The following is a 13134-nucleotide window of genomic DNA, read 5'->3' as shown; positions in this document are numbered from 1 at the left end:
GGGGGCAGCGGACGCCTGCCCTGGGCGCGCAGGCGGTGACATGACACTCAACTTTCCTCATGGGGCCTTGCGTATCTTTCATCGCCGGCTGTTTTGAACCGAATAAGCTGTTCTTCGGCAACAACCGAACAATCACCTTGTGGATGGAGAAAGAACCATGAACAGCAATTCAGTCGTGCTTTACGAAAAGCGCGGCAGCGTCGTCCATTTGACCCTGAACCGTCCGGAGGCGCTGAATGCGCTCAGCCTGGAAATACTGACCCGCCTTTCCGCGCTGCTGGACGAGGTCAGGAGGGACGAGTCGGTTCGCGCGGTGATCATTACCGGCGCCGGGAGCAAGGCCTTCTCGGCCGGTGCGGACATCAAGTACCTCAGCCAGTCGACGCCGATGAAGGTGCGCGAGTTTTCGCAGCTCGCCGTCACGGTCACCAACCAGATCGAGAATCTGGGCAAGGTGGTGGTGGCCGCCCTGAACGGCTACACTTTCGGCGGCGGCCTGGAGATCGCCGAGTCCTGCATGATCCGTATCGCCTCGAAATCCAGCCGCCTGGGTCACCCCGAGGTGAGCATCGGCGCCGTGGCCGGCTTTGGCGGGACAACGCGTCTGGCGCGTCTGGTCGGCCGGGGTCGGGCCGCCGAAATGTTGCTGCGCGGGCGTAATGTCACTGCCGATGAGGCGCTGCAGATCGGCCTCGTGCAATTCGTCGTCGACGATGACCGGCTGATGGCGGAGACGGAAGTGATCGTCGACGACATCCTCGCCAAGTCGCCCAGCGCGGTGAGGCTGACCTGGGAGGCCCTGCACCGTGGCCTGAACATGACGCTGGAAGAATCCGCCGCGCTCGGTGCCGACTTCTTCGGACTGGTTGCCTCGACGGACGATTTCCGCATCGGTACCCAGGCCTTCGTCGACAAGACCAGGCCCCGCTATGTTGGCTACTGAACGGGCAGCTTGCTGAAAGGCACGTTGAACACATGCCAGGCGCCCGGGTTTTCCGGGCACCCTGATGGCCGGGCTGCATTGCGGTGGTTAATCCGGGTTGGGTAGAGCGGGGGCCGCTTCGAGTCCAGCAACCCCTGCGGCGACGACGACCCAATGAGCGTCTGTCCGCCGTTGAAGGGGATGTGATGGCGGCGACTGAACGTTCCGGGTTCGAAATTCTGGTCTCCCCGCCTCCAGACGAGGTTGGCGAATCCCCCGGATCACCGCCGTCTCGGTGATGAAGGCGATGATCTTCATCTCGCTGCGCACCTCGGCATCGACCGGGAAGCCGCCACCGTGCTCCCACTCGGCCATCCCCTGCGCATCGTCGGCCGACAGCAGACCACGCCGCAAGGCCGCGCGCAGCAGTCGCCGGCGCACCGCGACCTGAACCTGGCCGATTGCCGTCAGCGGCGAGCGGGCACTGGACACCCGAGGCGCGACCGGGGCTTTCGCTTGCGGCGATGGTTACGCCTGCTTCCGTCGCCACGCGGCGAGCGCTACCAGCGAATGCTCGAGCGAGGCAAGCAGTTCCACCCCCGCAACTTCGGGGAGGCGCTTGACGCCGCCCCCGCCGGCCCACAGCGCCACGGCCGTTGGCAGGAGCGCGCGCAACTGCTGCAGCAGTCCGGGGATCTGCCGTTTCGGGAAGGCCACCGAGAACGAGAGGGCAACGATGTCGGCCCGATGGGCGGTGGCGGCGCGCGAAATTTCGAGCAGCGGCATCTGCGCCCCAAGCGGGACACATTCGGCGCCTTCCAATGCGAACAGGGCTTCGGCCATCAGCAGGCCGAGGACGTGCGCTTCGTCCGGAACGCTGGTGAGGACGATCCGCGGGCTGCGCTGGCCGCCGGGGAGGCTGGCAATCGCCTGGCGGAGGAGGCGCTTGGTCAGTTCGGTAAACAGATGCTCCTCGAAGACCTCGATGCTGCCTTCCTCCCACGCTGCCCCGACGTGACGGGTGAGCGGCGCGACCGTGTCCTGGACGAATCGTTCCAGTCCCTGGCGGGCCATTCGCTGCTGCATCGCCTGCTGGTAAGCCGCGCCGTCATGATGCTTGATCAAGGCCACCAGATCGTCAAGTTCCGCGGCTGCGTCAGCGTCAGAGGCAGCCCGCGGCGGTTGCGGACGCCGCTGCGCCAGCACCTTCAGATCCTCGGTGGGGGTGGCAAGCAGTTTCCCCGGCCGGTGCCCGGCATCCATCAGGCGCTTGACCAGCCGCAGGCGTTCGACCTGTTCGGCTGGATAGACGCGTTCACCATGGTCGTCACGACCAGGGACAGGAAAGCCGTAGCGGCGCTCCCAGACGCGCAGGACATCCTTGGACAGACCTGTGTCGCGTTCGACAGCAGCAATGTTGAAGCTCGGAGTATTCATAATTGTCCTGAACAAATATTAGACAAACAGTTGACATTTCGGATTTCGGTGCTTACAGTATAGACAAATACGCTTTTTGTCCAGAACAAAATTACCGAAGGTTGAACATGATCAAAGCATTGAAACGCTCCATGCTGGTCGCGGGACTGCTGACACTGGGGGTCGTTCCGAGGGCTTCCGCCGCCGCCTGCCCGTCCTTGCTCAACCACACCTTTCCCGCATTGCTGGACGGCAGGCCGATGCCGCTCTGCCAGTACGCCGGCAAGGTCATCCTGGTGGTCAACACGGCGAGCTTCTGTGGATTCACGTCGCAATATGATGGGCTGGAAAAGCTCCATTCCCGCCTCAGGGACAAGGGTCTGGTCGTGCTCGGCTTTCCGTCCAACGACTTTGGCGGGCAGGAACCCGGCAGCGACAAGGAAATCGCCGATTTCTGCCGCCTGACCTACGGGGTCGAGTTTCCGATGCTCGCCAAGACGACGGTCACCGGCAGGGAAGCCAACCCCTTCTACCTGAAGCTGGCAGAGATCACCGGCAGCAAGCCGAAGTGGAACTTCCACAAGTACCTGATCAATCGCGATGCCTCGCAGGTCGTTGCCTATGCCAGCTCCACCAAGCCGGATGACAGGGATCTGCTGAAGAAGATCGACGAATTTCTCAAATAGAGCAACCGCCCCAACCCCAAGGAGTCCATGTCATGAACGCACCCGAACACTTCTTCCTGCCTGACGTCCAGTCGGTCGCCGACACCCGCTGCCTGGCCATCCAGAACGTCGGCGTCAAGGGCTTGCGCTATCCGCTGCAACTGGAGACGGCGAGCGGCGAAGTGACGAATACCGTTGCCAGCCTGACCATGACGGTCGGCCTGCCGCCCGAAGTCAAGGGTACCCACATGTCGCGCTTCGTCGAACTGCTCGAAGGCCGGCGCGGCGCGCTGACGCAGGACGGCCTGTCCGCCTTGCTCGGGGAAATGCTGTTGCGCCTCGATGCTTCGAGCGGGCGCATCGAGATCAGCTTCCCTTACTTCATCCGCAAGACGGCGCCGGTGTCGGGCGTCGATAGCCTTCTCGACCACGACGCCACGCTGATCATCGAACGGCCGCAAGGGCAGCGTTCGACCCTGACCCTGCGCGTGACCACGGCGGTGACCAGCCTCTGCCCCTGCTCGAAAAAGATTTCCGATTACGGCGCCCACAACCAGCGCTCGCACCTCACGCTGGAAGCGAAACTGCGTTCGCCGATGGCCATCGAGGAACTCGTCCGCCTGGCCGAGGAGGAGGCATCGTGTGAAGTCTTCGGCCTGCTCAAGCGCGCCGACGAAAAGTGGGTGACCGAACGTGCCTACGACAACCCGAAGTTCGTCGAGGATCTGGTGCGCGACATCGCGCTGCGCCTGATGAGCGAGCCGCGCATCGCCGAATGGAAGGTGAGTTCGGAGAACTTCGAGTCGATCCACAACCACTCGGCCTACGCCGAAATCTCCGGTTCGAACGGATAGGAGGACACCGTGAAAGACAGGCAACGCATCGCCGTCGTCGGCGCCGGCATCTCGGGTCTCGCCACCGCCTGGCTGCTCGGGCGCCGGCACGACGTGACGCTATTCGAGGCCGGCAGCTATCTGGGCGGCCACACCAACACCGTCGACGTCACGCTTGAGGGCAAGACGCACCCGGTCGACACCGGCTTCCTCGTCTTCAACGAGAAGACCTATCCGAACCTGATCGCGCTGTTCGCCCTGCTCGGCGTCGACAGCGTCGAGACCGAAATGTCCTTCGCGGTCAGCCTGGAGAACCCCGACATCGAGTGGTCAGGGAGCAACCTCGCCACCGTCTTCGGGCAGAAGCGCAACCTGATGCGCCCGCAGTTCTGGACCATGCTCTCCGACATCCTGCGTTTCAACCACGAAAGCGTCGCCTGGTTGCTCGCGTACCCCGACAAGCAGCGCAGCCTGCGCGATTTCCTGAGCGCCGGCCGCTATTCCGCGGCGTTTTCCGAATGGTATCTGCTGCCGATGGCTGCCGCGATCTGGTCCTGCCCGACCGGGCAGATGCTCGAGACACCGCTCGCCACGTTTGTCCGCTTCTGCCAGAACCATGGCCTGTTGCAAGTCTTCGACCGCCCGCTGTGGCGCACCGTCAAGGGTGGCGGCCGCGAGTACGTGCGCAAGATCGCCGCCCAACTCGACGACATCCGCCTCGCCTGCCCGGTAGGCGCGGTGGCCCGCGAGGGCGCCGGACTGCGCGTGACCCACGCCGGCGGCGGCGAGCACTTCGACCAGGTGGTGATGGCCTGCCACAGCGACCAAGCGCTCGCCATTCTCGGCCGCACCGCCAGCGAGGAGCAGCGCGGAGTGCTGGCGGCGATCCGCTATCAGCCCAACCGCGCCGTCCTGCACACCGATCGCGCCCTGCTGCCGCGCGACGAGAAACTGTGGTCAGCGTGGAACTACACTGCCGGCAGCGGCACCCCGGGCGAGCAGCCGGTAGCCGTTTCCTACCTGATCAACCGACTGCAGCCGCTACCGTTCGCGGCGCCGGTCGTCGTCACCCTCAACCCGGCGCGCGAGCCCGATCGGTCCAGGGTCATCGCCGAGTTCGACTATGCCCACCCGATCTTCGACGGCCCGGCCATCGCTGCCCAGCAGCGGCTCGCCGAGGCGCAGGGTGAGGGCGGCATCTGGCTGGCCGGCGCCTGGGGCAGCTATGGATTCCACGAAGACGGCCTCAAGTCGGCCCTGCGCGTCGCCAACGCCATGGGGATTCGCGCCCCGTGGCAGGGCGAGGCCGCGGTGCGTGTCCGCGCACTGGCGAGCGCCTGAGATCGCCATGCCTGCCCGTCCCCGCCTTCTGATCGGCCAGGTGATGCACCGGCGCCTGCGCCCGGTGGTCAATGCCTTCACCTATCCGGTCTTTTTCGTCCAGTTGCCGGTGGCCGATCTGGCGGCCGTAAATGGTCCACTTTTCTCGGTCGACCGCAATAACCTGCTCAGTTTCCACCAGAAGGACCATGGACCGCGCGACGGCTCGTCGCTGTTGCCGTGGATCCGCTCGCTGCTGCGCCGCCACGACTTGCCCGATGACGGCGAGGTCACCCTGCAGTGCTTTCCGCGGGTGCTCGGCTTCGTCTTCAACCCGGTCAGCTTCTGGTTCTGCCGCAATCGGGACGGCCAGCTGATCGCCGTTCTCGCCGAGGTCAGCAACACCTTCGGCGGTCGCCACAGCTATCTGCTGCACCACCCCGACGGCGCCCCGCTGCGCGAGGGGCAAACGCTTACGGCGGGCAAGACTTTTCACGTTTCACCGTTCTGCACGGTCGAGGGTGGCTACCGTTTCCGCTTCCTTGTCGAGCGCAAGTGTCCGCTCATCCGCATCGACTACGATGACGCCGAAGGCGAGTTGCTGCTGACCTCGATCTCAGGCAAGTCGACGGCCTGGTCCACCCGCGCCCTGCTCGGCGCCTTCCTGCGCATGCCCCTGCTGACTGCCGGCATCGTCTTCCGCATCCATTGGCAGGCCCTCAGGCTCTGGATCAGGGGCGTGCCTTTCGTCGGGGCGCGCCCATCCCATGAACAGCAACCCCTTCAGGAATCGACCCAGTGAACAACACAATGATCCTGCGCGGCGGCGACAGTCCGGCCCGCGATACCCGCCTGGTTCTCGGGCTCCTCGAACGAATCACCGGCGGCATGCTGGAGATTCGCCTGCCCGACGGCTCGAGCCGCCTGTTCGGGTCGGGCGAGCACGGCGTCACCCTGCAGGTCCATGATGAAGCGATGTTCGACCAGGTGCTGGCGCGTGGCGACATTGGACTGGCCGAGGCCTATCTCGACGGTCGCTGGGATTCGCCCGACGTCAGCGGACTGCTGGCGCTGCTGGCGCGCAACCGGGACGTGCTCAGGAAAGCAGTCTATGGTTCGTGGCGCAACCTGCTCGCGGCGCGCTGGCGCCACTGGCTGAACCGCAACAGCCGGAGCGGCAGCAAGCGCAACATCATGGCTCATTACGATCTCGGCAATGATTTCTACCGGCTGTGGCTGGACCCCACCATGAGCTATTCGTCTGCCCTCTATCGGGCAGGCGACGGCGGCGACCTGGAAAGCGCACAGCGTGCCAAGTACCGCCGCATCCTGCGCCGCCTGCAGGCAGTCCCGGGGCAGAGCGTCCTCGAGATCGGCTGCGGCTGGGGCGGCTTCGCCGAGATCGCGACTGCGGAAGGACTGCAGGTCACCGGCCTGACGCTGTCGCCGGCGCAGCTCGAATGGGCGCAGCAGCGGGTGCCGCAAGCCGATCTCCGGCTGCAGGACTACCGCGACACCAGGGAGCAGTTCGACCACATCGTCTCGATCGAAATGTTCGAGGCGGTCGGCGAGCGCTGGTGGCCGACCTACTTCCGGACTGTCGCCAAGGCGCTGAAGCCGGGCGGCCGAGCGGTGGTCCAGAGCATCACCATCCGCGACGACCTGTTCGCAGACTACCGCAAGGGAACCGACTTCATCCAGCAGTACGTTTTCCCGGGCGGCATGCTGCCGTCGCGCTCGGTATTCCGTGCCACGGCGGCCAGACAGGGGCTCGCCATACGCGGCGAATACGCATTCGGCGCCGATTACGCGCGGACTCTTGGCGAATGGCGCCGCGCCTTCGACGCCCACTGGCCGCAGGTCGCCGCGCTCGGTTTCGATGAGCACTTCCGCCGCCTCTGGCGCCTCTATCTCAGCTATTGTGAGGCAGGCTTCCTTGCCGGGAACATCGATGTCGTCCATTTCGAACTCGTTCATCCCTAGGCGCCGCCTGCTGTTGGGCCTCGCCGCGTGGCCGCTGGCGGGCCTCGCGACGACCGATCCGAAGACGCCCACCACCGGTTTCCGGCGCTGGGGCAGCGGGGAATTTCGCCGCTTCGGCCTCCTGATTTATGAGGCGACCCTGTGGACCGGCAGCGACGATCCGCTGCGCCCGCCGCTGGCGCTCGAGCTGACCTACAAGCGGAAGATCAGCGGGCGCGATATCGCCGACGCCAGCGTGCAGGAGATCCGCAATCTCGGCACCGCAGACGAGCCGCGTCTCAGAGACTGGGGCGAACGGATGGTGAAGATCTTTCCGGATGTCCGTCCCGGCGATCAGATCGTCGGCGTGCACCTTCCCGATGCGGCGCGATTCTACTTCAACGACCGCAGCATCGGAGCCGTCGACGACCCGGCGTTTGCCCGGGCCTTCTTCGCCATCTGGCTCGATGCCAGAACCAGCGCGCCCGATCTGCGCGCCGCGCTGCTCAAGCGCCAGGACTCCTGAGGCGATGACCGCCGGCAGCACGCTTGCCTACGGCCTGCTCGGTCTGCCGCTGGCCTTCGCGGCGCTGCCGGTCTACGTCCATGTGCCGCGCTTCTATGCCGAGGTGACCGGCATCGAACTCGCGCTGCTCGGCGCCATCCTGCTCGGCACGCGGCTGCTCGATGCGGCAATCGACCCGTGGCTGGGCTGGCTCGCCGATCGTGTACCGCGCCCGACCATGGTGGCTCTGGCCCTGCTGCCCTTCGCCGCCGGCTTCGTCGCCCTGCTCAACCCACCGGCCGACCATGCGGCAGCGTGGCTGGCCGGCTCGCTGGCGCTGACCTACCTCGGCTTCTCGGCTGCCTCGGTCGCCTACCAAGCCTGGGGCGCCGATGTCGGCAGCACTTCCGCCCAGCGCACGCGTTTGACCGCGGCTCGCGAGGGCTTCGGGCTGGTCGGCGTCGTCCTCGCCGCCACCCTGCCGGCGTTGCTGGCCAGCGATCTCGGCGAGGGAATCAGGCGCCTCTCCTGGGTCCTGCCGCCGCTGCTGCTGATCGCGGCTGCCACCACCTTCAGCCGCGTCGGCGCCGGGCAGCCGGTGCCGACGCCAGGCCAGGCCTTGCTGCCGAGTCTGCGCCTGGTCATGAACGACAGCGCTTTTCGCCGCCTGCTCGGCGTCTTCGTCGCCAATGGCATCGCCGCCGCGCTGCCGGCGACGCTCTTCCTCTTCTTCGTCGCCGATGTGCTGCACCTAGAGATGGCGAGCGGCCCGCTGCTGGCCCTGTACTTCGTCGCCGGCGCCGCCTCGCTGCCGCTCTGGATCAAGCTGTCGGCGCGCTTCGGACGCGTTCATGCCTGGCTCGGGGCGATGTTGCTGTCGATCATCGCCTTCGCCGGCGCCAGCCTGCTCGGCAGCGGCGACCTCTGGCCGTTCGCCGCCATCTGTATCGCTTCCGGGCTGGCGCTCGGTGCCGATCTGGCCCTACCCGCCGCCATTGCCGCCGATCTCGGCGAGCGCCAGGGGCGGGCGGGCGCCTGCTTCGGCGTCTGGAACTTCGTTGCCAAGCTCAACCTGGCGCTGGCCGCCGGCCTGGCGCTGCCGCTCCTCGCCTTGCTCGGCTACGTGCCGGGAGATGGCGAAGGACTGGCTTTCCTCACCCTCGCCTACGCCCTGTTGCCGCTGGCGTTCAAGGCGCTGGCCGGAGCGCTGCTCTGGCGCTGGCGCCGTTCCCTGGAGATCCAGACATGAAACTTGTCCTTGCCGCCGCCTTCGCCGTTGGCCTGACCGCCTGCGCCTCGAAGGGAGTCGAACAGTACCGCGCCGAACGTCCGGCCCTCGACCTCAAGACCTATCTGAACGGCACCCTCGACGCCTGGGGCATGTTCCAGGGGCGCTCGGGCGAAGTGCAGAAGCGCTTCCATGTCGTCATCGATGCCCAATGGACCGGCGATACCGGCGTCCTCGACGAGCATTTCAGCTGGTCGGACGGTACCACCTCGCGCCGCGTCTGGACTCTGACCAGGCAGGTAGACGGCACCTGGCGCGGCACGGCCGACGACGTCGTCGGTGAGGCGGTCGGCGAGGTCGCAGGCAACGCGCTGCGTTGGCGCTACGTACTGGCGCTGCCGGTCGACGGCAAAGTCTACCACGTCGACTTCGATGACTGGATGTTCCTGATGGACGACAAGGTGATGCTCAACCGTTCCTTCATGAGCAAGTGGGGCTTCAATCTCGGCGAGGTCACCCTGACCTTCGTCAAGCGATGAACCCGAAAATCGTCGACTGGTCCGGCAAGCGCGTCTGGCTGGTCGGCGCGTCGAGCGGGATCGGTGCCGCGCTGGCCGGCGAACTGGCGCGGCGCGGTGCGCGCGTCGCGCTCTCTGCGCGCAGCGTCGACCGGTTGCGCGCGCTCGCCATTCAGGGCGCCTTGCTGCTGCCCTGCGATGCCACCGACACGACCGGCCTGGCGGGCGCCCGCGCAAGCCTGCTCGCGGCCTGGGGCGGCGTCGACCTGGTGATCTACCTGGCCGGCGATTACGTGCCGATGCGCGCTGCAGACTTCGACCTGGTGGTCGCCGAGAAAGTCGTCACGGTCAATTTCAACGCCGCCATGCGCCTCGCCGCGACGGTATTGCCCGACCTGCGGGCAGGTGGCGGCATCGCCTTCGTCGCCAGCGTCGCCGGCTACCGTGGCCTGCCCAGAGCGTTGGCCTACGGGCCGGGCAAGGCGGCGCTGATCCACTTCGCCGAATGCCTGCATCTCGATCTCGCGCCGCAGGGGATCGGCGTCTGGGTCGTCAACCCCGGCTTCGTCGCAACGCAACTCACCGCCAGGAACGATTTCGCCATGCCCGCCCTGCTGACCCCCGGCGAGGCGGCGCTGGCCACGGTCGCCGGCATGAAAACGGGTAAATTCGAGATCCACTACCCGCAGCGTTTCACGCGCGTCATGAAGTTGCTCGCGCTGCTGCCCTACGGGCTGTATTTTCCCCTGGTGCGCCGCCTGACCGGAAATTGACATGAACCTCGATGCCCTGATCGACTTCTTCCACGGGCTGTCGCCGGAGAGCGTCGCCCGCTTCCCCGAGTTCTACGGCGCCGATGCCTACTTCAAGGATCCGTTCAACGAGGTGCGCGGCGTCGCCGCGATCCAGCGCATATTCGTCCACATGTACGAGCAGGTCGCTGAGCCGCGTTTCATGGTCAGTGAAAAGGTGGTCGATGACGACGGCGCCATGCTGATCTGGACCTTCACTTTCCGGACGGCGCGCCGGGGTGGAGGCGAGAAGCAGGTCATCCGCGGCGTTTCCCACCTCAGGTTCGACGCCGCCGGCAAGGTCAATTATCACCGCGATTACTGGGACGCAGCCGAGGAGCTCTACATGAAGCTGCCCGTTCTCGGCATCCTGATGCGCGGCCTGCGGCGGGTACTGGCAGCCCCGAGCGCTGGCCTCGGATCCTGATCCGGCGCGTCCACCTGGGCAGCGCCTGCCTCTGGCTACCGATCAGGGCGGCGATCCTTGCGTCGGTCAGCTTGCCATCGCCATCGAAACTGCCGGCAGAGACCTGGCCCCGGTTCAACGCGCCAAGAAAAACCTCTCTCTGAAGCCCTCCCCTCGTCTGACCGGCGGGTCTTCTAACTGAGGGGCCGAGCAGGCTTCCTCCCTGGCCCACGCGCACAGTCCCTCCTGATCATCGACGTCGGTCAAAATGGACGACCAGTTCAATCGCGTGTTGCGTCTCGAAACCACGACCAACGCCGTTTCCTTCTTCAAACACGACCGCAAGGGAGAACATCGGGATCACCACGAAACCCATGAAATCGCCCCTCTCAGGAAGACGAGCTACCGCCTCATCGACTTGCGCGAGATTCTGCTCGGCTGTAACCGACGCTACCTGGAGTACCTTTCCGCACTCGACGACTTCTCCGCCGGTGACCGCCACCTCCATCGGCTCACTGTGCGCTCGTCTCCGAGGAGCCTGCGCCCCGGCACAAGCAGGTCAGGAACGGCTTCGTGCGTACGCAGGCCCCGCCGTGGAGCTGCCCACCAATCTGCAGAGGGAGTGAACGGTTACGCCCTTTCTCATGGATTGGCTGTTGGAATGTCGGAAGACTTTTTCACGACCGCTGGTCTCATAGCTGGTACTCGTCAGCCGGGCGTGTGCCGGCCATCGCCATGTCTACCGCCCTCCTGGTCAGGTGCGACGCAAAAAGCTCGATGAAATCGTATTCATAGCGACGGAGGTGGGTTCCCCGCCGCAAACCGATGCGTGTCGTATTCGAACCGAACAGATGCTCGGCAGGCAGCGCCTGCAGGCCGGTATCACGTGCCGGATCAAAAGCCATGCGGGCAATGATCCCCAACCCGAGGCCGAGGCCGACGTAAGTCTTGATCACATCCGCATCGATCGCGGTGAGCACCACGTTAGGGGTCAGCTCGGCCAGTTCGAAAGCCTTGTTGATGCGCGAGCGCCCGGTAAAAGCCGAGTCGTAGGTGATCAAGGGCCAGCGCACCAGCGCGGCCAGCGAAACCGGCTTCTCGGCAAGAATCGGATGTCCGTCGGGAGCGATCACGCAGTGTACCCACTGGTAACAGGGCAGCATCACCAGCTGTGGATACTGGTCGAGTGCTTCGGTGGCGATGGCGATATCCGCCTCGCCTTTCGATGTCCACTCGGCGATCTGGGTCGGATGGCCCTGGTGCAGTGACAGACGGACCCTGGGATGCCGGTCGATGAAGCCCTTGACGACGGCCGGCAGGGCGTAGCGCGCCTGGGTATGCGTGGTGGCAATCACCAGACTGCCGGAGTCGCCGTCGGCATATTCCTCGCCGACGCGCCGGATGTTCTCGGCTTCGCGCAGCATGCGTTCGGCAATTTCAAGCACGGCCCTGCCGGGTTCGGTGATGGCCGTCAGGCGCTTGCCGCCCCGCTCGAAAACGGTAACTCCCAGTTCCTCTTCGAGCAGTCTGATCTGCTTGGAGATCCCGGGCTGCGAGGTATACAGCGCCTCCGCAGCCTCCGAAACATTGAGACCACGACGCGCGACTTCGACGAGGTAACGGAGTTGCTGGAGTTTCATGGCGATCGCACATGCAATTGGTTATAAGAATCTAACCGAATATTCTTTTTCGATCAAATACGGTGGCTGTTACCATGTGCGCATTCCTTACGTTGTGGCGCGCCATGGACTGGATGTACACCTTGTCGGGCTTTGTCGTCGGCGCCATCGTCGGTCTCACCGGCGTCGGCGGTGGCTCGCTGATGACGCCATTGCTGGTATTGCTGTTCGGCATTCACCCGGCGACGGCGGTCGGCACCGACCTGCTCTACGCGGCAATCACCAAGGCCGGCGGCACCGTCGTGCACGCTCGCAAGGGACACGTCGACTGGCGCATCACGCGACTGCTGGCGAGCGGCAGCATGCCGGCAGCGCTGCTGACGATCTGGGCCTTGTCGTTCCTGCCCAAGCAGAGCGCAGCCGTCTCGCAGATCATTTCGGTCTCGCTCGGGGTTGCCCTGCTGCTGACCGCGGCCGCGATCATCTTTCGCAACCAGTTGCAACAGCAGGCGCTGGCGCAAGCCGACGATGTCGCACACACGCAATTTCGGGCACCGATCACGATCGCCATCGGCGCCCTGCTCGGGGTGCTGGTGACCATCTCTTCGGTCGGTGCCGGTGCGCTCGGCGTCGCCGTGCTGTTCTACCTCTACCCCAGGCTGCCGGCGATCCGCATCATCGGCAGCGACGTTGCCCATGCGGTGCCGCTGACGCTGCTTGCCGGCCTCGGTCACTGGCTGATCGGCAGCGTCGATTGGTCACTGCTCGGCAGTCTGCTGCTCGGATCGCTGCCCGGCATCTGGCTCGGCAGCCACGCTTCCGCAAAAGTACCGGATCGCATTCTGCGTCCGATTCTTGCCGGCATGCTGGTGCTCGTCGGCAGCAAGCTGATTGCCCAATAGGCCGCAGCGCCGGCGCTGACCAGCGCTTCATTTGACCCAAGGAACGA

General features: G+C 65.3%; 16 protein-coding genes. 12 read left to right on the top strand and 4 right to left on the bottom strand.

The features are described 5' to 3' along the window. The first annotated feature begins 157 nt into the window (after positions 1-157). A complete protein-coding gene (locus V5B39_RS08625; protein WP_332342486.1) occupies positions 158-943 on the top strand; it encodes an enoyl-CoA hydratase/isomerase family protein in 786 nt (261 codons plus the stop codon). A gap of 87 nt (positions 944-1030) precedes the next feature. Here V5B39_RS08625 and V5B39_RS08620 read toward each other — a convergent pair whose 3' ends face one another. Further along, on the bottom strand, positions 1031-1414 hold the full coding sequence (locus tag V5B39_RS08620) for a hypothetical protein (protein ID WP_332342485.1): 384 nt from the start codon (positions 1412-1414) through the stop codon (positions 1031-1033). A 36-nt stretch (positions 1415-1450) separates the two neighbouring features. Continuing rightward, positions 1451-2359, bottom strand: a complete 909-nt coding sequence (locus V5B39_RS08615; protein WP_332342484.1) for a MerR family transcriptional regulator — start codon at positions 2357-2359, stop codon at positions 1451-1453. A 107-nt stretch (positions 2360-2466) separates the two neighbouring features. Between V5B39_RS08615 and V5B39_RS08610 the strand changes: the two genes are divergently transcribed. From V5B39_RS08610 to V5B39_RS08565, 10 genes are read left to right on the top strand one after another with little or no spacing between them, the layout of a single operon-like run. Continuing rightward, the gene (locus V5B39_RS08610; RefSeq protein WP_332342483.1) at positions 2467-3024 is read left to right on the top strand and encodes a glutathione peroxidase; all 558 of its coding nucleotides are present in this window, start codon (positions 2467-2469) and stop codon (positions 3022-3024) included. A 32-nt stretch (positions 3025-3056) separates the two neighbouring features. Continuing rightward, positions 3057-3857, top strand: coding sequence for a GTP cyclohydrolase FolE2 (gene folE2 / locus V5B39_RS08605; protein ID WP_332342482.1), 801 nt, complete (start codon positions 3057-3059; stop codon positions 3855-3857). Positions 3858-3866: 9 nt separating this feature from the next. After that, a complete protein-coding gene (locus V5B39_RS08600; RefSeq protein ID WP_332342481.1) occupies positions 3867-5177 on the top strand; it encodes an NAD(P)/FAD-dependent oxidoreductase in 1311 nt (436 codons plus the stop codon). Positions 5178-5184: 7 nt separating this feature from the next. Further along, positions 5185-5958 carry a DUF1365 domain-containing protein gene (locus V5B39_RS08595; RefSeq protein WP_332342480.1) on the top strand — a complete coding sequence of 258 codons (774 nt, stop codon included), beginning with the start codon at positions 5185-5187 and terminating at the stop codon, positions 5956-5958. Continuing rightward, the gene (locus V5B39_RS08590) at positions 5955-7139 is read left to right on the top strand and encodes a cyclopropane-fatty-acyl-phospholipid synthase family protein (protein WP_332342479.1); all 1185 of its coding nucleotides are present in this window, start codon (positions 5955-5957) and stop codon (positions 7137-7139) included. The genes V5B39_RS08595 and V5B39_RS08590 overlap by 4 nt, the downstream gene beginning before the upstream one ends. Further along, positions 7108-7644, top strand: coding sequence for a chalcone isomerase family protein (locus tag V5B39_RS08585; protein ID WP_332342478.1), 537 nt, complete (start codon positions 7108-7110; stop codon positions 7642-7644). The genes V5B39_RS08590 and V5B39_RS08585 overlap by 32 nt, the downstream gene beginning before the upstream one ends. Before the next feature lie 4 nt (positions 7645-7648). Further along, complete coding sequence (locus V5B39_RS08580) at positions 7649-8872, top strand: MFS transporter (RefSeq protein WP_332342477.1); 1224 nt, start codon at positions 7649-7651, stop codon at positions 8870-8872. Then, the gene (locus tag V5B39_RS08575; RefSeq protein WP_332342476.1) at positions 8869-9390 is read left to right on the top strand and encodes a DUF3833 domain-containing protein; all 522 of its coding nucleotides are present in this window, start codon (positions 8869-8871) and stop codon (positions 9388-9390) included. Before V5B39_RS08580 ends, V5B39_RS08575 begins: the two co-directional genes overlap by 4 nt. Next, positions 9387-10142, top strand: coding sequence for an SDR family NAD(P)-dependent oxidoreductase (locus V5B39_RS08570; RefSeq protein WP_332342475.1), 756 nt, complete (start codon positions 9387-9389; stop codon positions 10140-10142). Before V5B39_RS08575 ends, V5B39_RS08570 begins: the two co-directional genes overlap by 4 nt. 1 nt (position 10143) lies before the next feature. Further along, complete coding sequence (locus V5B39_RS08565; RefSeq protein WP_332342474.1) at positions 10144-10587, top strand: nuclear transport factor 2 family protein; 444 nt, start codon at positions 10144-10146, stop codon at positions 10585-10587. Positions 10588-10816: 229 nt separating this feature from the next. Here the strand turns inward: V5B39_RS08565 and V5B39_RS08560 are convergent, their stop codons facing one another. Both V5B39_RS08560 and cysB read right to left on the bottom strand, forming a co-directional pair. Then, positions 10817-11074 carry a hypothetical protein gene (locus V5B39_RS08560; RefSeq protein WP_332342473.1) on the bottom strand — a complete coding sequence of 86 codons (258 nt, stop codon included), beginning with the start codon at positions 11072-11074 and terminating at the stop codon, positions 10817-10819. Between the two features lie 184 nt (positions 11075-11258). Then, positions 11259-12206 (bottom strand): HTH-type transcriptional regulator CysB, encoded by a 948-nt coding sequence (cysB, locus tag V5B39_RS08555; RefSeq protein WP_332342472.1) that lies wholly within the window; start codon positions 12204-12206, stop codon positions 11259-11261. A 104-nt stretch (positions 12207-12310) separates the two neighbouring features. Here cysB and V5B39_RS08550 point away from each other — a divergent pair, with 104 nt between their 5' ends. Continuing rightward, complete coding sequence (locus V5B39_RS08550; protein WP_332342490.1) at positions 12311-13087, top strand: sulfite exporter TauE/SafE family protein; 777 nt, start codon at positions 12311-12313, stop codon at positions 13085-13087. Positions 13088-13134: the final 47 nt, after the last annotated feature.

The organism is Accumulibacter sp. (genome assembly GCF_036625275.1).
In the GTDB taxonomy this organism is placed as follows: Bacteria; Pseudomonadota; Gammaproteobacteria; order Burkholderiales; family Rhodocyclaceae; genus Accumulibacter.
The sequence above is the reverse complement of the archived record's forward strand: the minus strand, read 5'-3'. Positions and strand labels throughout refer to the sequence as shown.